This window comes from Pseudomonas sp. stari2 (assembly GCF_040760005.1).
Taxonomy (GTDB): domain Bacteria; phylum Pseudomonadota; class Gammaproteobacteria; order Pseudomonadales; family Pseudomonadaceae; genus Aquipseudomonas.
On sequence record NZ_CP099760.1, the window covers coordinates 4,104,819 to 4,125,496 of the forward strand.

The window sequence follows — 20,678 nt, forward strand, 5'->3', positions numbered from 1 at the left end:
ACCCTTCGTCAGTCAGACTTATTACAGTCGGCTGTCAGCTGCGATGGTCGAGGATTTACGCACCGGGACAGGCTGCATCGCTTCGGGCCATTTCACCCCGAATCGCGCTGTCATCTCCTTACGCCCCACCGCCGTCAACGTCAGCGCCCGACTGTCCAGATCCTGCGTCACCCATTTGCGCTTCAACGCGGTCTGCAACAGCGCCGCTCCAAGTGATCCACCCAAATGTGGCCGGCGCATGCTCCAGTCCAGACACGGGCAGGCAAAGCGTCGGCGCAAGGTCGACAGATCCCTGACCTCGATTCCCAACCCTTCGAACAGCGCCTCTCCGCTCTCGCTCAAGCGATAAACCTGCTCATCGGTTTCCACCAGCCAACCCCGCTCCAGCAACCGGTCATGCAGCATTACCGCCAGCGTGCCGGCCATATGGTCGTAACAGGTGCGAGCGAATTGCAGGCGATCCGGCGTGTGCGGTTTGAAGGTCGGTGCGGGGTTCTGGCCGATCACCATCAGCGCTTCGAGCGCCTGGGCCACGCGTTTGTCGGCGAGGCTGTAATAACGGTGGCGGCCCTGCACGTGCAGGCGCACCAGCGCCAGGTCCTTGAGTTTGGCCAGGTGTGCACTGGCGGTCGAGGCGCTGACGTCGGCGAGGGTCGCCAGCTCCGTGGCAGTGCGAGCGTGGCCGTCCATCAGCGAGCACAGCATTTTGGTTCGCGCCGGTTCAGCGATGGCGGCGGCCACTTGCGAGACGCCGATGTCTTGATGTTCTGCGTGCATATTTCGCTCCCGGACGAATCATCGCCCTCAAGGACTGGAGATAGTAGCAACACTATTCCCACCGACAAGGTTGCGATCCATGGACCCGATCATTGCTGCAACTCACTCCGATCCTTATCCCTACTACGCCGAACTGCGCGCGTCGGGTGGGCTGACTTTTCATCATGGACTGAAACTGTGGGTCGCCAGCAGCGCCCGGGCGGTTTGCGCGGTGTCGGCGCATCCGGATTGCCGGGTGCGCCCGGTGCAGGAACCAGTGCCCAAGGCCATCGTCGATGGCATGGCGGGCAAGGTGTTTGGCCTTTTGATGCGGATGAATGACGGCGAAGCTCAGCGCTGCCCGCGTTCGGCCATCGAGCCGCCCTTAGGCCTGTTTGATCGGGAAGAAGTCAGCGCTTTGGTGTCCGCGCGGCTGATAACGAACGACGCCGACGGCCTCTATAAAGCCATGTTTCGCGGCCCGGTGTGCGTGGTTGCATCACTACTCGGATTCACCCCGGCGCAAGCGCGGGTCATCAGTGAACTGACGGCGGATTTCGCGGCGTGTCTGTCGCCGTTGAGCAATGACCTGCAACTGGCGGCAGCCCATCGGGCGGCGGAGCAATTGCGCGGATACTTCATTGAATTGTTGGCGGATCCGAACCCGTTTCTCGCGGACATCCAACAGCGTTTTGTCGGCGATGAAGACATGTTGCTCGCCAACCTGATCGGCCTCTGTTCGCAGACATTCGAGGCCACCGCCGGGCTGATCGGCAATGCGCTGGTGGCTTTGCAGCGCCAGCCTGAATTACACGCGGCGTCAGTGGATTCGCTGCTGGCTGAAGTCCAGCGGTTTGATCCCTCGGTGCAAAACACCCGACGATTTGTCGCGACCACTTGCGAAATCGACGGCATGCGACTGGAAGCGGGCGATGTGATTCTGGTGTTGCTCGCCTCGGCCAACCGCGACCCGGCGCTGAATGAAAACCCGGATCAATTTCTGCCGGATCGCCCGAACCGCCGCAGCTTCACGTTCGGCAGCGGTCGTCATCAATGCCCGGGGCAAAGATTGGCGATGACGATTGCCAGCGCCACCGTAGGTAAAATCCTTGCTCATGACATCGACCTGAAGCGGTTCGCCTGGCATTACCGCCCTTCGCTCAACGGGCGAATTCCTCTGTTCAGCGAGAGACAGCCTTAGGCGTTGCGCAATTCGATCGTCAGGTGCGACAACTCATGCACCGGTGCCAGACGCTCGCGAATCGCTTCAGCAGTCACGCCAGCCGCCGCGACTACGCTGACAATCGCCGCCCGCGCCTGCGGGCCGACCTGCCAGACGTGCAGGTCGCTGATGCGCACGTCGTCGGAGGTTTCCAGCAGTTCGCGAATCTCTTCTGCCACCGGTTCATCGGTGGTGTCGAGTAGCACGGCGGCGCTGTCGCGCATCAGGTTCCAGGCCCATTTGGCAATGACGATGGAACCGACGATGCCCATCACCGGGTCCATCCACACCCAGCCCAGGTAGCGACCGGCAAGCAGCGCAGCAATTGCCAGCACCGACGTCAACGCATCGGCGAGTACGTGCACGTAAGCTGAACGCAGGTTGTTGTCGTGATGGTGGTGATGACCATGATCGTGGCTATGGCCGTGGTCATGATGACCGTGATGGCCGGCCAGCAAAAACGCACTGAGCAGGTTGACGCCCAGGCCGACCACGGCAATCAAGGTTGCTTCGCCGAACGCCACGCTGGTCGGTTGGAACAAGCGAAAAACCGATTCCCCGGCAATGCCCAGCGACACCAGCCCCAGCACCATGGCCGAGGCAAAACCCGCCAGATCACCGACCTTGCCGGTGCCGAAACTGTAACGGCGGTTATTGGCGTTGCGCCGGGCAAAACCATAAGCCGCCGCAGCGATGCCGAGGGCGCCGGCGTGGGTCGCCATGTGGAAACCGTCAGCCAGAAGCGCCATGGAACCGGTGAGGTAACCGGCAGCAATCTCGCCGATCATCATCACGAATGTCAGTGCCACGACCCATAAGGTGCGACGAGCATTGTCATCGTGGGATGCACCGAGGAACTGGTGATCGTGGGAAAACGTTTCAGCCTTGAGTGTCATGGCGTGGGTGCTCACTTGGAATAACGGCGAATGGCTTGCAGCAACTCTTCCACGCCTTGGGCGCGGGCTTCGTCGCTGAGGTCTGGATGGGCGACATGCTCGCGGGCGTGGGCCTCGATGAACTGCTCCATCAGGCCGTTGATTGCCCCACGAACCGCCGCCATCAGGTGCAGCGTCTTGGCGCAATCTGCCTCGGACTCCAGCGCCCGTTCAACCGCCTGAACCTGCCCGGCAATGCGCCGAACCCGGTTAAGCAACTCGCCTTTGTGTTCGTGTGTGTGCGACATACCTATACCCCCTACCCCTATATGGCGAGCATAGTCGCTGTTCGGATTGAAAGGGGCAAGGTCAAATTTGGGTTGGGAGATAAACGGATGACTTCAGCCTACGCACACCTCCTGTGGGAGCGAGCTTGCTCGCGATGGCGGACTGAAAAATGAAGCATCATTTTGCCCCCATCCGGGAGGCTACATTGCCTTGCGCCTTTGCCTACAACTACGCCAGAATCCGCCGGCTTGTGCGGCTTGGGAGCTGCCAGTAACTTGATTCGCATCACTGAATGGTCAGTGAACGGGTTTAGTCGCTCGGTGCTTTTTCTCAAGTTCGCAAGCTGTCATTCAGTCAGGTATCTCTACGCCTGTGCTCAATGGTAGCTGTGCGCAGGGCGCCTTCGGGTGCGCCGGTAATGCTTGGGTACTGGTCGACTAACCTGCGTACAGCTGCCACCTATTGTTTAGTCGCAAGAACGTGTCAGCCTCATTTTGAGGTTACCCAGCAAATGTTCAAATACGTTCCCGATCCACCCGAAACAGACGCACCCAACGAGTCCGACCCGACTTCGCCCTACTCCTCCACCGATTCAAAAAAACTCCACGAAGCCGCCGAGCGCGCCCTCGACCATTACCTGAAACCCACCGCCCCGAAACAACACTGCCCCGGCCGCATGTTCCTCGTCGCTCCCGACCTGGATCAACATGCCCTGCTGGCCCACGCCTGCGAATCGATGACTTCGGCCAGCGTGATGCTCAGCGACTTCGCCGCGCTGCTGGACCCGCCCTACCGCAGCACCGTGCTGGGCATCGCCCAAGTGGTGATGTGTGGCGAACTGGCTGTGAACCGGGCGCTGGACACTCTCGATGCCACGACCTGAGGGATCCCAATGGAAAGCAAATCCGATGCACACGTCGTCGCCGCCCTGATCTCCATCGGCCTCAACGAAAAAGACAGCCAATGGGCCGAAAAGGCCTGTCTGCTGCTGCTCGAAAGCGAAAGAAAATCCATCGTCACCGCCGCTCTCGAGGCCCTCGCCCAGCTCGCCCGCGATCACGGCAAACTGGACCGCAACCGATTAATGCCGGTACTTAACAGCGTAAAACGCAGATTTCCGAGCCTGACCAGCATGGTTGCCGCAACGCTGGATGAGATTGCAATAGCTGCGTAACGTCTCAGGTAAAAGGGAAAGAAAAAACCCGCTGTCTCCGTGAGGGGAGGCAGCGGGTTTTGTGTGCAAACGCGATCACCGCCGAAAGTCAGACAGAATGAAAGGCGTATGCCCCCTCAAATAAACCTCAACCTCTTCCAGCGAAAGCAACCCGTCACGGGACAAAACGGTGGCTTCTTTGTCATCGTCGCGGGTCACTGTCACGGTGTAAGCGCCCTCCTTCTCCAGCAAAACACCGGTGAACCTGACCTTCTGCCCATCTTCCTCGGCGAAGGAAATTGCGGACAGTGGCTTTGACACCAGGGTCTGAGCCTTGCTGGCCAGAAAGGCTTTTCGCCGTGCGAGGACATCCTTTCCGACGAACCACAAAAAAATCATCATGGCCGCGAAGAATACCAACTGGATGTTGTAAATCGGACTCCGTCGTCCCGGGTGTTCGATAGTCAACCACGCAACGGTTTCGTAAATGATCTGTTCAACATCCATCGACCTGATCCTTGAGCAGTTCGAACGAGATGACCTCCGGTCATCAATCCTCCCGCGTCAAAACCTCCAGCAACTCAATCTCAAACACCAGATTCGAATTCGGTGGAATCTTGCCCATCGTCCGCTCGCCATAACCCAGATGCGCCGGCACCAGCAGTTTGCGTTTGCCGCCAACCTGCATGCCCATGATTCCGTGATCGCAAGGATTTCATGTATCGGTTTATATACGACCATTACCAGGAAGTGGTGCCTGAGGTAGCGGGACTAGTGGATATTCAAATTCTGGGCGTAGAACGTATTCACGGCCTGCCGCAGTTAGGGTGACGTATTTTCCAGATGTAGCGTATTGAAAAGAGATAAATTTCCTCTTCTCAAGTACGTCCATGGCTCCATCGGCCTGCAAAAGCGTTAGACCAATTTGAACAGGAAAATCTTTAGTACGGCAATCTTTGCCAACGCTGTCATAAGCCGCTATTGCAGCAATGACCTTACTCTGCTCGTCTGTGAGAGGAAGTATTTTTGGCACCTGTAAATCCTTGATCTTCGCGTGAGCAGCATCTAACTCCATATCAGCGTCTTTTAGCTTTCCATTGGCATCAACGATCACCCAGACCACTACCCCCATCATCAGCAAAGGCAAGACCGTGACTACAACAAGCATCCACAACGGCAGGGGAACCGTAAGGATCATCCAACTGCGCACGCTCTGTAACCCGCGCCACATTACAGAGATTGCCGGGCTAAAAAAGGACACGTCGTAGTAGCTCTCAACGAACTTGGTAGCTGGAACTCCTAGGCCTGGAACTAGCGCCCATGCACCGAGCGTTCTCATCAAATGGAATTTCGTCTTCTGCTTCGCACCTTCTTGCTGCATATCGTCACCCTAGTTGCCTTAGATGCCGGATGTTACCAGAGTAGCCCTGTGCCATAACGCCGGTTATTTGCCCCCCCCGCACTATTATCAAGTGATGCCGAAGCCAACATTCAACTCCTTGCCGAAAACGCCTTTTTTGTAACAACCGCTTGAACCTCAGAAGCGTCCTACATCTTTCAAACTCTTATTCAGATAGCGTCCTTCACGCTTTGAAAAGATGAAACAAGGACGCTCATGCCTCGAAAAACACTCCTCCCCCGGATTCAAAATCCGCCGTCAGGTGACGGGCACCACATCACTACCCGCTTCATGACTGCTACCGAACTTGCAGAGCAGGATGCCAGACAAAAGAAATACGACGATATGCTGGCCAGACAACAAGCCTATGAAGATCGTTTTGTTCGGCAGACGCCACAACAGAGTCAACTCAGCGCCGTAGGTTGTGTATTCGCCAAAAGCTGCAACCTCCCCAATGGCGTCATCAACCATGAAAGCCCGGCAGGGTTTATTCCTGTCGAAAGGCTTGCCAACTTTGGAGCGTTCTCACTGCTTGGGGGGCGCGAAAAAGATGCGTCGGGAAACATTCCCCTCAAAAAAATCAGCGGTGTCAATTTGCCGTCCGCACTAGGAACTCTTGTGTTGGGCAGTCCTGCTTTTAGCGCCGGCGCAAGCGCCGCTTCCAGTGTTGGCGCAGTCACGGGCGGCGTTGCAGGAGGTGCATTGGCGGGAATGGTTGCACTTCTGTGGCCATCGAATCTGGGGGACAGTTCGCTCTATACCGAAGAACAGCTCAGATCACTGAAGGAGGGCCGAACACGTATCCGGCTTCACGTAGAGCAACAGGCCGATGGCAGTCTCAAAGGGTACGGGTACAACACTCAGAAGCGCCCTCACTGGGAAATGATTCCGGTCGTGCAATTCGTTGCTCAAGGCTCTCGACAGGTGGCTGACTTTGGCAATGGCATCACATTGACCTGGACGCCAGCCGTCGATCCATCCAGCACTTCAGTCATCCCGCCGCTGGAAAGTGCTCCGCAAACGCCGACTATCTGGATTTATCCGCCGACAGAGCAAGCAGACAAAATCATCGTCAGCCCGCTTTATCCGCCAGAGTACGAGGATTTCATCCTTGTGTTTCCGGCCGACTCCGGTATCAAGCCTCTCTATATTGTCTTGGCGTTGGAGTTTGATGCTGCCAGTTATCATGGAAAGGCAGACACTCCTGTAAAGAGCAAAGGCCCTGCCAATGGTCAGGAAGCTTTGGAGAATTCAATTCAGGTAAAACCTACATCACCTCGCAGAATTGGTATCGATCCAGAGACCAGCGAATTTGTCGTCTTTGATCGCACAGGGGGCGATGTTTACCATGGACATGTCAGACCTTGGGACAAACTCCATCAGGATATGAAAAACGCGCTAATCAAAGCCAAGAAAACGGATAACAAAGGCAACATTCTGGGAGCCAAGAAGTGAGTTTGACCTATAAAGACCCCTCTATTAGCCATGATGAAGCAGTGAGACTTCTTCAAAGCCACACAGACACAGACGTTATCCAGGCTTTGATTTCTATAGGCCTCAATGAAGAAGACAGGATTTGGGCCCAACAAACTTGCTTGAAGTATTTCGACAGCAGCAATGAAGCCGTAGTCTCCTCCGCCATTACCGCTCTCGGCCACATCGCTCGCAGGCACGGCGAGCTGGACAAAGATGCCGCCTTCTCAGCGCTGGAAGAAGTAAAGACAAGATTCCCCTCGCTGGAAGGCGTGATCGCAGACACGCTTGACGATATTGAGGCATTCACCTGACTCATCGAGTCCTTGCATGCCGGACGTTGTGATCAGGGGCTTCCCTCATCACAACGCCCTCGTCCCGCGAAATTCAATCCTCCCGCGTCAAAACCTCCAGCAACTCGATCTCGAACACCAGATTCGAATTCGGCGGAATCTTGCCCATCGTCCGCTCGCCATACCCCAGATGCGCCGGTACCAGCAGTTTGCGCTTGCCGCCGACCTGCATGCCCATGATCCCTTGATCCCAGCCCTTGATCACCCGGCCCGTGCCGATCACGCACTGAAACGGTTTGCCCCGGCTCCAGGACGAATCGAATTCGGTGCCGTCTTCCAGCCAACCGGTGTATTGGGTGGTGATCAACGCGCCTTTGACGGCGGCTTTTCCGTCGCCGGGCTGAAGATCGATTATCTGCAGTTCATCATTCATAACATTCACTCTATTGTTCCGCTGGCCGCCGTTTTCCCAGAAATGCCGGCCATTGGCAACCGTTTGACCCCACGTTGGCCGTGACGGATGATGGCCACCCGCTACCAATCCTGATCGATACGCCATGTCAGCACCGCTCGAATGACTCAACTCTGGATCAGTCTCGCCATTGTCGTTGTGTTGATGGTCGTGATCGTCGTGCTGATTCGTCGCGAGCGTGCCCTGCGCCGGCAGCTCGCCGAGTATCGCGAATTGCTCACCCGCGCCGCCGAAGGCCAGAACATCCGTCAGGATGGCGATGCCGAGCGCTTCAAGCGCAGCCAGTATTTTGCGCGGATCGGCACCTGGGACTGGGAGGTCGACACCGACCGGCTCTACTGGTCGGACGCGATCTTCGGCATGTTCGGGTTCAAGATCGGCGAGGTGACACCCTCCTACGCCCTGTTTTGCTCGTGCGTGCACCCCGACGACCGTGCCAAGGTGCGCGCCGGAGAATTGCGCTGTCTGGAAACCGGTGAAAACCACGATGAGGAATACCGCGTGGTCTGGCCCGACGGCACGATTCGCTGGCTGCGGGAAACCGGCAACGTGGTACGCAACGATCACGACGCGGTGATCAAGATGATGGGCGTGGTGCGCGACATCACCGAAGAAAAGGCCTCGGCCAGCTACCTCCAGCACCTCGCTCATTTCGACCCGTTGACCGGCCTGCCCAACCGCCTGGTGCTGGAAGAACGGCTATCGGAAGCACTGGAACATGCGCGCATGACCGAGACGCGGGTGGCGTTGGTGTTTATCGATCTCAACGGCTTCAAAGCGATCAACGACCGCTACGGTCACGCCGCCGGCGACCGCGTTCTGATCACCACCGCTACGCGCCTGAAACGCATCCTGCGGGTCAGCGACACCGTCGCCCGGATCGGTGGCGACGAGTTCGTGGTCATCCTGCAAGGCCTCGTCCCCGGCCTGAACCTTCAGGACGAAGCCCGCAGCATTTGCCAGAAAATCTTCATCGAACTCTCCCCGCCCATCACCATCGGCAACGACCAACGCCACATCGGCACCAGCCTCGGCGTGGCGGTATTCCCCGACCATGCACCGACCATGGACCGGCTGCTGCATATTGCGGATCTGGCGATGTATGAGGCCAAGCGCAGCGGGAACAATCAGTATCGGTTGGGTGGCGAAAGCCCGGTGCGGGCAAGTGCACCGGGGTTTGGAATGTGACCGTTAACGCTCCACCGGTTTAATGTCCACAATCGTCCCGTTGGTGATCATCACCATCACGTACTTGTCATTCATCTGCACCCACTGCGCCTGAGGATCAGGTTGCTTGAGGCCTTTCTGTTTCCAGTTCTTTATGGCTTTTTCGCTGCGCTGATAAATGTCCGGGGCGCGGTCGTTGACCTTCAGTTCGCGGCCGTCGGTGGGCGAGCGTTCGACGGTGTCGGTCGAGGGTTGCGCCGCTTGAACGATTGGGGTGATCCCGGCGATGCCGGCGACGAGGACCAGGCTGGCGATCAGGGTCTTGTTGTTCATCGGTGAACCTCCTTCAGATGTGTGATACCAGAACTCCGACTGCGGGGTTCTGGAATCATTCCTTGTTTATTGATGGAAGTTGAGATTGTAGCCACGCTCCGGAACGCGATCCGGGCTAACCCGCCACCGGGCCAATACAGTCAACGGCATCCATTTGCGATAAGATCGCGCCCCCCCCCCCCGCCGAGTGAATAAGGACATCACCGTGAAGATCTACCTCATCGTCAATCTGGTATTGCTTGCGCTTCTGGGGCTCTACGCTGTCAGTCTTTTCAACAAACTTGTTGCCCGGCGCAACGAGATAAAGAACGCATTTGCCCAGGTCGAAGTGCAGCTCAAACGCCGCTATGACCTGATCCCCAATCTGGTCAGCATCGCCAAGGGTTATCTGGCCCATGAGCGCGAAACTCTCGAAGCGGTGATCGCCGCGCGCAATGCCGCCGTGGCCGGGCTTGAGGCGGCACAGTCGAAACCGGGCAATGCCCAGAACATCGCGCAATTGGGGCTGGCGGACAGTGCACTCAGCAGCGCCGTGGGTCGACTGAACCTGACGCTGGAAGCCTATCCGGAGCTCAAGGCGTCGCAGAACATGCAACAACTGAGCGAAGAACTGAGCAGCACCGAAAACAAGGTTAGCTTCGCGCGTCAGGCGTTCAACGACGCGGTGATGGCCTACAACACGCTCAAGCAGAGTTTTCCGGCGGTGCTGCTGGCGACCAGTTTTGGCCATCGCGAGGACGCGGTTCCGTTGAAGTTTGCCGATACGCTGGCCATCAAGACCGCGCCCAACGTTTCTTTCTGATTGCTGCTCTCCATGGATGGCCCGATGAATTTTTTTGAACGACAGACCCAAGCTCGAAACCAGACATCACGGCTGATTTACCTGATGATTCTGGCGATTGTCATGCTGATCGGGATGACCAGCCTGCCCTTCGTCTTCAATGGTTTTGAAGATTATCTGAGCGGGACTGGCACGCTGGCGGATGCGTTTCTGGCAATGGCCGTTATTGCATTGTTCATCAGCAGCATCGTGGTGATTGGCGGTCTGCTGAAATATCGGCAACTGCGCGCGGGCGGCAAAGTCGTCGCCGAGAAACTGGGTGGCCGCCTGCTCAATGGCAATGTGCGTACCCTGGACGAGCAGCGGTTGATGAACGTCGTCGAAGAAATGGCGATTGCCTCCGGCACCTGCCTGCCGGCGGTGTATCTGCTACCGGACGAAAGCATCAACGCCTTCGCGGCCGGATTTACACCGGAAGACGCGGCCATTGGTGTGACCCGTGGCGCAGTGAAACTACTGACCCGAGAAGAACTGCAAGGGGTGATCGCCCACGAATTCAGCCACATCTTCAACGGGGACATGCGCCTAAATACGCAACTGGTGGCGGTAGTGCACGGCCTGTTGGTGCTGGGGCTGGCTGGCACTTACATACTGGCCAGCCTGCTCAAGCGCGACAAACGCGACGTGCGGTTGATGCTGGTGGTTTTTGCGCTCGGGGCCGCACTGTGCGTGGCCGGGTTTATCGGGAATCTATACGGCAATCTGATCAAGGCCGCTGTCAGTCGTCAACGTGAGTTCCTCGCCGATGCCAGCGCGGTGCAATACACGCGCAATCCGCAAAGCATTGTCGGCGCCCTGAAAAAAATCGGCGCCCATGCACAAGGCTCGGTGATCAGTTCGCCCCGTGCCGCCGAGTTCAGTCATTTGTTTTTCAGCACCGGCGGCTCAGGTTTGCTGAGCCGGATGTTTGCGACCCACCCTGATCTGAGCGTGCGGATTCGTCGAATCGATCCGCAGTGGGATGGGAGTTTTACGACGGCTGCCGCAACCGACAAACCGATGCCAGATCAGGTGGCGGCAACGGCGGATTGATTCAAAATCCACGCCCACGGATGGCTAGATGAATTTCTTCGAACAACAGTGCCGGGCCAAACGTCGCTCGGTGCAGCTCGTGATTTTGATGTTTTTTGCCGTACTCAGCCTGATTCTTGTGTTTTGCATGCTCCTGATTCTGCCGCTCTCATACGGCAAAACGCTTGAAAACATGGCGTCGGACTGGCAGTTTTTCGCGACCGTCGCGGCGCTGGTAACGGCTGTTGTGTTGCTCGGCGGGCTGGTCAAATACGTCGAACTGACAGGGGGCGGCAAAGTAGTCGCGCACCGCTTGGGTGGTCGTCTGATCAACCATAACGCGCAGACTCTGCAAGAGCGCCGCTTGGTCAATGTGGTGGAGGAAATGGCCTTGGCGTCCGGCACCGCCGTTCCTTGCGTGTATCTGTTGCCAGACCTGGGCATCAATGCATTTGCTGCCGGCCTCACGCCTCAGGATGCAGTGATCGGCGTCACTCAAGGTGCGATAAGCCTGTTGTCACGCGATGAACTGCAAGGCGTTATCGCCCACGAATTCAGCCACATCTACAACGGCGACATGCGCCTGAACACCCAACTGGTCGCGATCGTCCACGGGATTATGGTGATCGGGTTGGCAGGAAACTATCTCTTGCGCGGTCTTGAGGACACACCACACTCATCTGCCAATCGCAAACAGCCGACCATCCTGGTCAGCATGTTTGGCACTGCGCTGTGCATTGTCGGTTTCTCCGGGACGTTCTTTGGCAACCTGATCAAGGCAGCAGTCAGCCGGCAACGCGAATTTCTGGCCGACGCGACCGCCGTGCAATACACCCGCAACCCCGACAGTATCGGCGGGGCACTGAAGAAAATCGGCGGGTACAAAATGGGCTCGACCCTGAGGGCCGCCCGCGCTGCCGAATTCAGTCACCTGTTTTTCGGCCCTGTCACTTCCAGCGCTCATCTGCTCTCGGGCCATCCGGATCTGCGTGAACGCATTCGCAGGATAGACCCTGACTGGAATGGGACCTTCGTGAACGTCACCGAACCACAGCAGGACTCGATGGTCGCCAGAACCGTGCGGGCAGTGCCGACCAAAGAACTGCCATAGCACGCCATTGATCCGCTTGGCACATCAATCCATGCCAACTATGCAATTAACAAATCGATCCCTGCGCGCCACTATCCGCCCCAATAAGAACCGTGCGCCGCCTCCCCGTCGCGCACGTCATAAAAGCGGTGGAGTACTTTTCTATGACAGCCTCAATCCCACACGGCGGCTCGCGGGCCGGCGCCATTTTCCGGGTCACCTCGGGTAACTTCCTCGAACAGTTCGACTTCTTTCTGTTCGGTTTCTACGCCACGCAGATTGCGGCGGTGTTCTTCCCGGCGAGCAGTGAGTTCGCCTCTCTGATGATGACTTTTGCAGTGTTCGGCGCAGGCTTTTTGATGCGTCCGCTGGGGGCTATTGTGCTCGGCGCGTACATCGATGACGTCGGTCGTCGCAAGGGCTTGATCGTCACCCTGTCGATCATGGCCAGCGGCACGATACTGATTGTGCTGGTGCCCGGATATGAAACCATCGGTCTGTTCGCCCCGGCGCTGGTGTTGATCGGGCGGCTGCTGCAAGGGTTCTCTGCCGGTGCGGAACTGGGTGGGGTTTCGGTGTATCTCTCGGAGATCGCTACGCCCGGCCGCAAAGGCTTTTTCACCGCCTGGCAGTCGGCCAGCCAGCAGGTAGCCATCGTCGTCGCCGCTGCGCTGGGTTATGGCTTGAACCAGTGGATGGCACCGCAAGCAGTCGCCGATTGGGGCTGGCGGATTCCGTTTTTCGTGGGCTGCATGATCGTGCCGTTCATCTTCTTTCTGCGGCGCAATCTGGCGGAAACCGAAGAGTTCGCCGCCCGCAAACATCGCCCGAGCATGAAGGAAGTGTTCCGCACCCTCGGCCAGAACTGGGGCGTGGTGCTGGGCGGGATGCTGATGGTTGCCCTGACCACCACCGCGTTTTACTTGATCACCGTGTACGCACCGACCTTCGGCAAAACCGTACTGCACCTGAGCACATCGGATGCGTTGCTGGTGACCTTGCTGGTGGGCGTTTCCAACTTCTTCTGGCTGCCGATTGGCGGGGCGTTGTCCGATCGTGTCGGCCGCCGTCCGGTGCTGATCGCCATGGCGTTGCTGGCCCTGGCCACTACTTATCCGGCGCTGTCGTATCTGGTACAGGCGCCAAGCTTCAGCCACATGCTGCTGTCGCTGTTGTGGCTGTCGTTCATCTACGGCCTGTACAACGGCGCGATGATTCCAGCGCTGACCGAGATCATGCCGGTGGAAGTGCGGGTGGCCGGTTTCTCCCTGGCTTATAGCCTCGCCACTGCCGTATTCGGTGGATTCACTCCAGCCATGTCGACCTTCCTGATCCAGTACACCGGCGATAAAGCCGCACCGGGTTACTGGATGAGCATCGGCGCACTGTGTGCATTGTGCGCGACGCTGTATCTGTATCGCCGCGCCGGCGGTCGTCTGCAACCTGCTACTGCCTGAGAACATCACCATGAAAAAACTGTTTACCGTTACAGCCCTGCTCGCCGGTCTTGCGTTCAACGTTGCGGCCCAGGCCGAAGAGCTGCGGGTCATGACCTCCGGCGGTTTCACCGCTGCCTACAAGATCCTCGGGCCGAAATTCGCCGCTGCCACCGGCAACACCCTGGACACCCAACTCGGCCCGTCGATGGGCAAGGCACCGGAGGCAATCCCCAATCGCCTTGCCCGTGGCGAAAAGGCCGACGTGGTGATCATGGTCGGCTACGCCCTCGATGATCTGATCAAACAAGGCAAGGTCGACCCCGCGTCGCGGGTAGAACTGGCGGATTCGCGAATCGGCCTGGTGGTGCGCGAGGGTGCCCCGAAACCGGACATCAGCAACGTCGATGCCCTGAAGAAAACCCTGCTTGATGCAAAATCGGTGGCCTACTCCGACAGCGCCAGCGGCGTGTACATCGAGCAGCAACTGTTCAAGAAACTCGGTATCGAAGATCAGCTGAAACCGAAGGCCAAGATGATCCCGAAAATCCCGGTGGGTTCGGTGGTCGCGACCGGCGACTATCAACTGGGCTTCCAGCAGGTCAGCGAGTTGCTGCCGGTGCCTGGTGTGAGTTTTGTGGCGAAGATTCCTGAATCGGTGCAGTCGGTGACACGATTTGCTGCGGGTATTCCGGTGGGTGCGCAGCATCCGCAGGAAGCAAAAGCGTTGCTCGCCTACCTCGCGGCACCTGCCGCCCAGGCTGACGTGCAGGCCACCGGGCTGGATTCGGTCAAGCGCTGACCGTCGGCGGCTGGACTTTCATTTCCACGACCAGCCGCTCCAGTTCCAGTGCCGCCGGGGTCAGCGTACGACCCCGGCGCTTGATGATGCCGACGCTGCGCATCACTTGCGGATCGGTCAGCGGCACCCGCGTCAGGATCGGATGATCCGCCGCCGGCATCGCCATCAACGGCACCGCCGCCACACCCAGCCCCGCCTCCACCAGACCGATCATGGTCGTCACATGCCGCGTCTCGCAGATACTCGGACGCTGCGGCACCACTTTGGCCAGCGCCTGATCGAGCAGAAACCGGTTGCCCGAGGTCTTGTCGAGCGAGATGTAATCCTGCCGGTAGAACTCGTCCCAGGTCACGCTGCTGCGCCCGGCCAGCGGATGATCGCGGCGACAGGCAACCACGTAGCTCTCCTGCACCAGCGGCTCGAAATCCACGCCCGCCTCCTGGGTGCCCATGAAACTCAGACCGAAATCCGCCTCGCCATTGACCACCGCGCTCAGCACGTCGTGGGCGCTGGAATCGAGGACTTTGACTTTGATGCGCGGGAACTGCCGGTGATAGCGGGCGACCACGCTCGGCATGAAGTAATACGCCGCCGACGGCACGCAGGCGACAGTCACGTGGCCCTGCCGATTCGAGGCGACTTCACTGATGCCGAGCAACGCGACGTCCAGATCGTCCAGCAAACGCTCGACGCTGGGCATGAAACCGCGCCCGGCCTGAGTCAGGCTGACCTTGCGTGTGGTGCGTTCGAACAGCTTCACGCCGAGGGCGTCTTCGAGCTTTTCGATGCGTCGGCTCAGGGCCGGTTGCGACAGGCGCACGGTGTCGGCAGCCTTGCGGAAACTGCCCTGCTCGACCACAGCGCGAAAGGCTTGCAGGTCGTTGAGGTCGAAGTTGATGGCCATGGGAGACTCGAGAGGAATTGATTCGCTGAGGCTATAAATGTAACCAATTGATGCAATTTATTACAGAAGCACATCTGCTCAAGCAGGCTCTGCGCTGGATCTGCAATCATTTCAGCCTTTATCCTGTCGCCCCCCGCCGTACCGCGTTACTGGAGTTCCGCTCATGCCCCATGAAGGCAATCTGTTGCAAGCCGCTGTCGTGTTTCTGTTCGCGGCGGTGCTTACCGTTCCCCTGGCCAAGCGCCTGCAACTGGGCGCGGTGCTCGGTTATCTGTTTGCCGGGGTGATCATCGGCCCGTCGGTGCTGGGCCTGATCGGCAATCCGCAGAGCGTCAGCCATATTTCGGAACTGGGCGTGGTGTTGCTGCTGTTCATCATCGGCCTGGAACTGTCACCGCGACGTTTGTGGGTGATGCGCAAATCGGTGTTCGGCGTCGGTCTGGCGCAAGTGCTTTTGACCGGTTCGGTGATCGGCGTTCTGGCGTTGTCGGTGTTCGGCCAGCCGCTGAACAGCGCGATTGTCTTGGGTCTGGGCCTGGCGCTGTCGTCCACCGCGTTCGGCCTGCAAAGCCTCGCGGAACGCAAGGAACTGACCAGCCCCCACGGTCGTCTGGCGTTTGCGATTCTGTTGTTCCAGGACATCGCCGCAATCCCGCTGATCGCTCTGGTACCGATGCTCGCGGGCGTCGATCACCACACCAGCACCGCCGACGATGTGCGCCACAGTTTGCAGGTGCTGGGCAGCATCGCCGTGGTCGTGATCGGCGGGCGTTATCTGTTGCGCCCGGTGTTCCGAATCGTGGCGAAAACCGGTCTGCCGGAAGTCTCCACCGCCACCGCGTTGCTGGTGGTGATCGGCACCGCGTGGATGATGGACATGGTCGGCGTGTCGATGGCGCTGGGCGCATTCCTCGCCGGGTTGCTGCTGGCAGACTCGGAATATCGCCATGAACTGGAAGCGCAGATCGAACCGTTCAAGGGGCTGCTGCTGGGGCTGTTCTTCATCAGCGTCGGCATGGGCGCCAACCTCAGCCTGTTGCTCAGCGCACCGATCACGGTGCTCGGGCTGACGCTGCTGCTGATTGCGCTGAAGTTGCCGCTGTTGTTTGTGGTCGGGCGTCTGGCTGGCGGGTTGAGCAAGGTCAGTGCGATTCGACTCGGTATCGTGCTGGCGGCGGGCGGTGAATTTGCCTTTGTGGTGTTCAAGATCGGTCGCGATCAGGGTCTGTTCGAACCGCGTCTGTACGACTTGCTGGTGCTGACCATCACCCTGTCGATGGCGGTGACGCCGTTGCTGCTGTTGATCTGCGCACGACTGGTCAGCCCGAAGGTGCAGCCGGTGGAGGTGCCGGAGAAATTCCGCCAGATCGACACCGAAACTCCACGGGTGGTGATTGCCGGTATGGGCCGGATGGGCCAGATCGTGGCGCGGATCCTGCGGGCGCAGAACATCAAGTTCGTGGCGCTGGATACCTCGGTGGAAACCATCGAACTGTCACGCAGTTTCGGCGGCGTGCCGGTGTTCTACGGTGACCCGATGCGCCCGGAAATCCTCAGCGCGGCCAAGGTCGGGGAGGCGGAATATTTCGTGATTGCCACGGACGATCCGGAGACCAACATCAAGACCGCCGAAATCGTGCGCAAGCTTTACCCGCACATGAAGATCATTGCCCGGGCGCGTAACCGGCAGCATGTTCATCGTCTGGTGGATGTCGGCGCCGATCCGATCCGGGAGACCTATTACTCCAGTCTGGAAATGAGCCGTCGCACACTGGTTGGCCTCGGCTTGACCCAGGCCCAGGCCGATGCGCGGATCAAGCGCTTCAAGCACCACGACGAACAGGTGCTCGAGGCTCAACACGCGGTGTACGACGACGCGGCCAAAGTCCTGCAGACCGCCCAGGAAGCACGGGCGGAACTGGCCAGACTGTTCGAGTCGGATCAACTGGAAGAACAATCGGGCAAGTCCTGAGCCCCGCAATCAATCCTTCCCACGCAATGCGTGGGAGGGTTCTAATCAGGCCATCTCCAGCGCCCGCTCTTCCTGCACAGGCGCCACTGTAAACCGGTCCGCCAGAAACGGTGTGATGTCCAGCGGCAGCGGTTCATCGTTGACCAGTTTGTCCAGCAATACCCCGGTGATCGCCGACGTCAGCACCCCGGTGCGGAAGTGCCCGCAGGCGTTGAGGTAACCTTCCACCCCGGCCATCGGTCCGAGAATCGGCAACTCATCCGGCGAGCCCGGACGCAACCCGGCCCAGGTGCGCTTGAGGTTGATGTCCGCCAGTTCCGGCAGGCATCGCACCGCGCCCTGCACCAGCCCGGCGATTTCCGGCCAGGTGGTGGTGACGTCGAAGCCCTTGTCCTCGGTGGTGCTGCCGATCAGGATTTCGCCGTTGTCCTTTTGCGCCATGTAGCAATCGCTGGTGGTCAGGCAACCGTTGAGGATTTTCGGCAGGCGCTCAGTGAGCAGGATCTGGCCTTTCACCGGTTTCACCGGAATCCGGATTCCCGTGGCCCACTCACTCAAGTCCGCTGCCCAGGCGCCAGCGGCGTTGATCAGGGTCTTGCAGTGGAACACCCCGGCTTCGGCCGTTTGTACACCGGTCACCCGCGTGCCGTGATGCAAAACGCCGGTGATGTTGGTGTTGACGTACATGTCCACGCCATTCTGCCGGGCGCCTTCGGCGTAGGCGTCGGCGAGGCGGAACGGGCTGACCTGGTGATCGCAGAGAAACTCCAGCGCGCCCCGCGCTTCATGGCTGACGCTCGGTTCGGACTCGCGCAATGCAGCCTGATCGAGCCAGCGCACCTGATCGGCCAGGTGCGGAATGCAGCCGACGATGTGCTCGGCGTACAACCGGTCCTCGTCGTCATAAATGACGAATTTGAGCCCGGTCTTTTCGAACTTGAAATCCATCCCGTGATTGTCTTTCAACTCACGGTGCAACGCCGGGTACAGCGCGTTGGACTGCAAGGCAAAATCGAAGAACGACGGCGGCAGGATGTGCGGCGTGCTGGAATCCACCGCTACCGCCGCGCCCTGGGTTTCGCGCTTGCGATTGGCCGACATCATGCGGAAGAAAATCACCCCGCAGCCCAGCCCCACAGATTCACCGATGGCCCACAAACCGCCGGCCGAGGCGCGGGTCGCGTTGCCCGGACGCTTGGCGTCGATCATCGCGACCTTGAGGTTTTTGCGCTTGGACAACTGATAGGCGATGGACGCGCCGATCACACCGCCGCCGGCGATGACCACGTCATAGAACTTACTCATGGGAAACGGCCTCCGTGCCGAGGGACTGGAACGCGGAAAAGGGAATCGGATCGACCGGGAAACGCGGCCGCAGCCAGCCGACATCCTTGCGCCCGGTGGCCTGACGCAAGCGGTCGCTGCAATAGCCGACGCACATGCGCCCCTGGCAGTCGCCCATGCTCACGCGGGTGCGCATTTTCAAGCTGGCGATGTCTTGCACGCCCTGCTCCAGCGCGCGGTCGATGTCGGCGCGGGTCGCATGTTCGCAGCGGCAGATCACCGTGTCCGCTGCTGGCAATGCGATTTGCCCGACACCGCGTTCGGTGTAGCGATCCACCGCCGCACGGAAACGCACGATGGCTTTGAGTTTGCTCAGGTAACGGTCACGACGGACCCGCGCCAGTTCCTCTTCCAGCACACCGCGTTGCAACAGGATCGAAGTGGAGGCGATCTTGCCGGTCAGCATTGCCGCTTCACCGCCGCGAATCCCGCCCATGTCACCGGCCAGATGCACGTGAGGCTCGCTGCTTTGCTGCCAGATGCTGGCGTTGGCGCGCAGGTAACCGTCGTCGCTGAAGCCGTGATCCAGGCCCATTTGCTGACTCAACTGAGTACGCGGAATGAAGCCGTAGCCGACCGCCAGCGTCTTCGCCTCGAAGCGTTCGATACGGCTCATGTCCGGTTCCCACGTCGCCGAGTACGGCGCCACGCTGACGCTTTTCAGCTCGCCTTCGCCGTGCGCTTCGACCACGCCCCAGCCGTAGTTCATCGGGATGCCGTGCAGTTTCAGGTAGGCGAGCATGCTCAAGCCATCGAGAAACAATTGCGGTTTGTTCAGCAGCGCCAGACTCTCCTTGGCAATCTTGCCGAACGCGCAGGCCTCGTAGACACCGGCAACACTCACGCCCGACGCGTGCAACTGGGTCGCCACCAGCGGCAACAGCGGCCCGGTGCCGGCGATGACCACCGGTCCCTGCGGCTTGACCACGCCACTTTTGATCTGCAATTGCAGACCGCCGAGCATGATGACGCCGGGCAGCGTCCAGCCGGGAAACGGTACGCTGCGTTCGTGACAACCGGCGGCCAGCACCAGTTGCGGGTAGCTGATTTCGTGCAGGCGCTCATCGCCATCGAGCACCACCAGCGAGCGGGTGCCTTCGGCGCCGACTACCCGGTGATGCAGACGCACGTCGATCAGCCCGGCCTGCTCCTGAAAGTCGCCGTGCAGTTTGCTCAATGCCTCCGAGTAACGTGGCCCCAGATAATCCAGCTGCACGCCGTCACGCAGCGGCCCGCGATAGACCACGCCGCCAAGACGCGACGCCTCTTCAAGCAAGGTGCTGCGCACACCATGGCGCGCCAGTTCGATGGCCGCCGCCATGGCCGCCGGGCCGCCGCCGACAATAACCGGATGCTGACTCATGGCGCCTCCTGTCCGTGAATGCGGTTGACTTGGGTTTCGACCTGCATGCCGTCACGTACCACGGTCTGGCAGGCGCGGCGCTTGTGCCGGCCGTTGATTTTCACCAGGCAGCACTGGCACACGCCCATGCCGCAATAGGCACCGCTGATCTGGTTGTGATCGTTGCGTGCGACCTGGCGCACGCCGAGGGACTGAATGACGCTGAGCACGGTTTCGCCGATGGCGGCAGTGACCGGCTGGCCGTTGATGTGGACAGTCATATCCGCCTGCGTCAAAGGCTGGATATCGAAGGTTCTTTCTAGGCAGTGCATTGCAATGATCATCCGTGAAAAGTTCAGGTGAGGTTGAAACAGCTCCTTGCTGCACTACACCTCGCCGGCACGTGGGGGTTGTCTCTCTATCGGGCCGGCAGGTTGGTTCCGCTCGCGCAGCAACGTGCGCGCAAGCAATGTAGTCGATCCAGCGGCAAGGGCCTGGAAATTTC

The 20,678-nt window shown here is 59.3% G+C and carries 23 protein-coding genes and 1 pseudogene; 12 read left to right on the forward strand and 12 right to left on the reverse strand.

Features of this window, described 5'->3' with window-relative positions; all coding sequences use genetic code 11:
* Positions 1-21: 21 nt before the first annotated feature.
* Positions 22-777, reverse strand: coding sequence for a helix-turn-helix transcriptional regulator (locus tag NH234_RS18640; protein WP_085732071.1), 756 nt, complete (start codon positions 775-777; stop codon positions 22-24).
* A gap of 79 nt (positions 778-856) precedes the next feature.
* Between NH234_RS18640 and NH234_RS18645 the strand changes: the two genes are divergently transcribed.
* Positions 857-1,957 (forward strand): cytochrome P450, encoded by a 1,101-nt coding sequence (locus tag NH234_RS18645; protein WP_085732072.1) that lies wholly within the window; start codon positions 857-859, stop codon positions 1,955-1,957.
* Here NH234_RS18645 and dmeF read toward each other — a convergent pair.
* Positions 1,954-2,874 carry a CDF family Co(II)/Ni(II) efflux transporter DmeF gene (gene dmeF / locus NH234_RS18650; protein WP_367253775.1) on the reverse strand — a complete coding sequence of 307 codons (921 nt, stop codon included), beginning with the start codon at positions 2,872-2,874 and terminating at the stop codon, positions 1,954-1,956. The genes NH234_RS18645 and dmeF overlap by 4 nt on opposite strands.
* A gap of 11 nt (positions 2,875-2,885) precedes the next feature.
* Entirely contained in the window at positions 2,886-3,161 is a 276-nt protein-coding gene (locus NH234_RS18655; RefSeq protein ID WP_085687529.1) for a metal/formaldehyde-sensitive transcriptional repressor, read from the reverse strand.
* Between the two features lie 491 nt (positions 3,162-3,652).
* On the opposite strand from NH234_RS18655, the gene NH234_RS18660 reads away from it, so the two are divergent.
* Together NH234_RS18660 and NH234_RS18665 are read left to right on the forward strand one after the other, a co-directional pair.
* Positions 3,653-4,024 (forward strand): DUF6124 family protein, encoded by a 372-nt coding sequence (locus tag NH234_RS18660; protein ID WP_085732075.1) that lies wholly within the window; start codon positions 3,653-3,655, stop codon positions 4,022-4,024.
* A 9-nt stretch (positions 4,025-4,033) separates the two neighbouring features.
* Positions 4,034-4,315: a hypothetical protein gene (locus NH234_RS18665; protein ID WP_367253777.1), complete on the forward strand. Its 282-nt coding sequence runs from the start codon at positions 4,034-4,036 to the stop codon at positions 4,313-4,315.
* A gap of 75 nt (positions 4,316-4,390) precedes the next feature.
* Here the strand turns inward: NH234_RS18665 and NH234_RS18670 are convergent, their stop codons facing one another.
* From NH234_RS18670 to NH234_RS18680, 3 genes and pseudogenes are all read right to left on the reverse strand, one after another.
* Positions 4,391-4,801, reverse strand: coding sequence for a hypothetical protein (locus tag NH234_RS18670; protein ID WP_367253779.1), 411 nt, complete (start codon positions 4,799-4,801; stop codon positions 4,391-4,393).
* Positions 4,802-4,844: 43 nt separating this feature from the next.
* A pseudogene (locus tag NH234_RS18675) lies at positions 4,845-5,000 on the reverse strand (FKBP-type peptidyl-prolyl cis-trans isomerase); the annotation flags it as partial.
* A 21-nt stretch (positions 5,001-5,021) separates the two neighbouring features.
* Complete coding sequence (locus NH234_RS18680; protein ID WP_367253781.1) at positions 5,022-5,675, reverse strand: hypothetical protein; 654 nt, start codon at positions 5,673-5,675, stop codon at positions 5,022-5,024.
* A 234-nt stretch (positions 5,676-5,909) separates the two neighbouring features.
* On the opposite strand from NH234_RS18680, the gene NH234_RS18685 reads away from it, so the two are divergent.
* Positions 5,910-7,148, forward strand: coding sequence for an S-type pyocin domain-containing protein (locus NH234_RS18685; RefSeq protein WP_367253783.1), 1,239 nt, complete (start codon positions 5,910-5,912; stop codon positions 7,146-7,148).
* Positions 7,145-7,480 (forward strand): hypothetical protein, encoded by a 336-nt coding sequence (locus tag NH234_RS18690; RefSeq protein WP_367253785.1) that lies wholly within the window; start codon positions 7,145-7,147, stop codon positions 7,478-7,480. The genes NH234_RS18685 and NH234_RS18690 overlap by 4 nt, the downstream gene beginning before the upstream one ends.
* 73 nt (positions 7,481-7,553) lie before the next feature.
* On the opposite strand, the gene NH234_RS18695 is transcribed toward NH234_RS18690, so the two are convergent.
* Positions 7,554-7,892, reverse strand: a complete 339-nt coding sequence (locus tag NH234_RS18695; RefSeq protein ID WP_007952931.1) for an FKBP-type peptidyl-prolyl cis-trans isomerase — start codon at positions 7,890-7,892, stop codon at positions 7,554-7,556.
* 141 nt (positions 7,893-8,033) lie between these two features.
* Here NH234_RS18695 and NH234_RS18700 point away from each other — a divergent pair, with 141 nt between their 5' ends.
* On the forward strand, positions 8,034-9,119 hold the full coding sequence (locus NH234_RS18700) for a diguanylate cyclase (RefSeq protein ID WP_367253788.1): 1,086 nt from the start codon (positions 8,034-8,036) through the stop codon (positions 9,117-9,119).
* Positions 9,120-9,122: 3 nt separating this feature from the next.
* Here the strand turns inward: NH234_RS18700 and NH234_RS18705 are convergent, their stop codons facing one another.
* Complete coding sequence (locus NH234_RS18705; RefSeq protein WP_085732080.1) at positions 9,123-9,431, reverse strand: RcnB family protein; 309 nt, start codon at positions 9,429-9,431, stop codon at positions 9,123-9,125.
* A 205-nt stretch (positions 9,432-9,636) separates the two neighbouring features.
* Between NH234_RS18705 and NH234_RS18710 the strand changes: the two genes are divergently transcribed.
* The 5 genes from NH234_RS18710 (at position 9,637) to NH234_RS18730 (ending at position 14,611) form a co-directional block, all read left to right on the forward strand.
* Entirely contained in the window at positions 9,637-10,233 is a 597-nt protein-coding gene (locus NH234_RS18710) for a LemA family protein (protein ID WP_085732081.1), read from the forward strand.
* A 24-nt stretch (positions 10,234-10,257) separates the two neighbouring features.
* Positions 10,258-11,304, forward strand: coding sequence for a M48 family metallopeptidase (locus NH234_RS18715; RefSeq protein WP_367253790.1), 1,047 nt, complete (start codon positions 10,258-10,260; stop codon positions 11,302-11,304).
* A 28-nt stretch (positions 11,305-11,332) separates the two neighbouring features.
* Positions 11,333-12,394: a M48 family metallopeptidase gene (locus tag NH234_RS18720; protein ID WP_367253792.1), complete on the forward strand. Its 1,062-nt coding sequence runs from the start codon at positions 11,333-11,335 to the stop codon at positions 12,392-12,394.
* Positions 12,395-12,537: 143 nt separating this feature from the next.
* Complete coding sequence (locus NH234_RS18725) at positions 12,538-13,830, forward strand: MFS transporter (RefSeq protein WP_085732084.1); 1,293 nt, start codon at positions 12,538-12,540, stop codon at positions 13,828-13,830.
* Between the two features lie 10 nt (positions 13,831-13,840).
* Positions 13,841-14,611: a substrate-binding domain-containing protein gene (locus NH234_RS18730; RefSeq protein ID WP_074688852.1), complete on the forward strand. Its 771-nt coding sequence runs from the start codon at positions 13,841-13,843 to the stop codon at positions 14,609-14,611.
* On the opposite strand, the gene NH234_RS18735 is transcribed toward NH234_RS18730, so the two are convergent.
* Positions 14,601-15,515, reverse strand: coding sequence for a LysR family transcriptional regulator (locus NH234_RS18735; protein ID WP_011334875.1), 915 nt, complete (start codon positions 15,513-15,515; stop codon positions 14,601-14,603). The two genes, NH234_RS18730 and NH234_RS18735, sit on opposite strands and share 11 nt — an antisense overlap.
* Before the next feature lie 163 nt (positions 15,516-15,678).
* Here NH234_RS18735 and NH234_RS18740 point away from each other — a divergent pair, with 163 nt between their 5' ends.
* Positions 15,679-17,487 carry a monovalent cation:proton antiporter-2 (CPA2) family protein gene (locus NH234_RS18740; RefSeq protein ID WP_085732085.1) on the forward strand — a complete coding sequence of 603 codons (1,809 nt, stop codon included), beginning with the start codon at positions 15,679-15,681 and terminating at the stop codon, positions 17,485-17,487.
* 45 nt (positions 17,488-17,532) lie between these two features.
* On the opposite strand, the gene hcnC is transcribed toward NH234_RS18740, so the two are convergent.
* The 3 genes from hcnC to hcnA are packed head-to-tail and all read right to left on the reverse strand — an operon-like array spanning position 17,533 to position 20,505.
* Positions 17,533-18,792, reverse strand: coding sequence for a cyanide-forming glycine dehydrogenase subunit HcnC (hcnC, locus tag NH234_RS18745; RefSeq protein ID WP_367253794.1), 1,260 nt, complete (start codon positions 18,790-18,792; stop codon positions 17,533-17,535).
* On the reverse strand, positions 18,785-20,194 hold the full coding sequence (gene hcnB, locus NH234_RS18750; protein WP_367253796.1) for a cyanide-forming glycine dehydrogenase subunit HcnB: 1,410 nt from the start codon (positions 20,192-20,194) through the stop codon (positions 18,785-18,787). The genes hcnC and hcnB overlap by 8 nt, the downstream gene beginning before the upstream one ends.
* On the reverse strand, positions 20,191-20,505 hold the full coding sequence (hcnA, locus tag NH234_RS18755; RefSeq protein ID WP_367253798.1) for a cyanide-forming glycine dehydrogenase subunit HcnA: 315 nt from the start codon (positions 20,503-20,505) through the stop codon (positions 20,191-20,193). The genes hcnB and hcnA overlap by 4 nt, the downstream gene beginning before the upstream one ends.
* Positions 20,506-20,678: the final 173 nt, after the last annotated feature.

Excerpts from the sequence above, each read along its gene's own strand:
- NH234_RS18640 (WP_085732071.1), bottom strand. The coding sequence starts at position 777 with ATGCACGCAGAACATCAAGACATCGGCGTCTCGCAAGTGGCCGCCGCC.
- NH234_RS18645 (WP_085732072.1), top strand. The coding sequence starts at position 857 with ATGGACCCGATCATTGCTGCAACTCACTCCGATCCTTATCCCTACTAC.
- dmeF (WP_367253775.1), bottom strand. The coding sequence starts at position 2,874 with ATGACACTCAAGGCTGAAACGTTTTCCCACGATCACCAGTTCCTCGGT.
- NH234_RS18655 (WP_085687529.1), bottom strand. The coding sequence starts at position 3,161 with ATGTCGCACACACACGAACACAAAGGCGAGTTGCTTAACCGGGTTCGG.
- NH234_RS18660 (WP_085732075.1), top strand. The coding sequence starts at position 3,653 with ATGTTCAAATACGTTCCCGATCCACCCGAAACAGACGCACCCAACGAG.
- NH234_RS18665 (WP_367253777.1), top strand. The coding sequence starts at position 4,034 with ATGGAAAGCAAATCCGATGCACACGTCGTCGCCGCCCTGATCTCCATC.
- NH234_RS18670 (WP_367253779.1), bottom strand. The coding sequence starts at position 4,801 with ATGGATGTTGAACAGATCATTTACGAAACCGTTGCGTGGTTGACTATC.
- NH234_RS18680 (WP_367253781.1), bottom strand. The coding sequence starts at position 5,675 with ATGCAGCAAGAAGGTGCGAAGCAGAAGACGAAATTCCATTTGATGAGA.
- NH234_RS18685 (WP_367253783.1), top strand. The coding sequence starts at position 5,910 with ATGCCTCGAAAAACACTCCTCCCCCGGATTCAAAATCCGCCGTCAGGT.
- NH234_RS18695 (WP_007952931.1), bottom strand. The coding sequence starts at position 7,892 with ATGAATGATGAACTGCAGATAATCGATCTTCAGCCCGGCGACGGAAAA.
- NH234_RS18700 (WP_367253788.1), top strand. The coding sequence starts at position 8,034 with ATGACTCAACTCTGGATCAGTCTCGCCATTGTCGTTGTGTTGATGGTC.
- NH234_RS18705 (WP_085732080.1), bottom strand. The coding sequence starts at position 9,431 with ATGAACAACAAGACCCTGATCGCCAGCCTGGTCCTCGTCGCCGGCATC.
- NH234_RS18715 (WP_367253790.1), top strand. The coding sequence starts at position 10,258 with ATGAATTTTTTTGAACGACAGACCCAAGCTCGAAACCAGACATCACGG.
- NH234_RS18720 (WP_367253792.1), top strand. The coding sequence starts at position 11,333 with ATGAATTTCTTCGAACAACAGTGCCGGGCCAAACGTCGCTCGGTGCAG.
- NH234_RS18725 (WP_085732084.1), top strand. The coding sequence starts at position 12,538 with ATGACAGCCTCAATCCCACACGGCGGCTCGCGGGCCGGCGCCATTTTC.
- NH234_RS18730 (WP_074688852.1), top strand. The coding sequence starts at position 13,841 with ATGAAAAAACTGTTTACCGTTACAGCCCTGCTCGCCGGTCTTGCGTTC.
- NH234_RS18735 (WP_011334875.1), bottom strand. The coding sequence starts at position 15,515 with ATGGCCATCAACTTCGACCTCAACGACCTGCAAGCCTTTCGCGCTGTG.
- NH234_RS18740 (WP_085732085.1), top strand. The coding sequence starts at position 15,679 with ATGCCCCATGAAGGCAATCTGTTGCAAGCCGCTGTCGTGTTTCTGTTC.
- hcnC (WP_367253794.1), bottom strand. The coding sequence starts at position 18,792 with ATGAGTAAGTTCTATGACGTGGTCATCGCCGGCGGCGGTGTGATCGGC.
- hcnB (WP_367253796.1), bottom strand. The coding sequence starts at position 20,194 with ATGAGTCAGCATCCGGTTATTGTCGGCGGCGGCCCGGCGGCCATGGCG.
- hcnA (WP_367253798.1), bottom strand. The coding sequence starts at position 20,505 with ATGCACTGCCTAGAAAGAACCTTCGATATCCAGCCTTTGACGCAGGCG.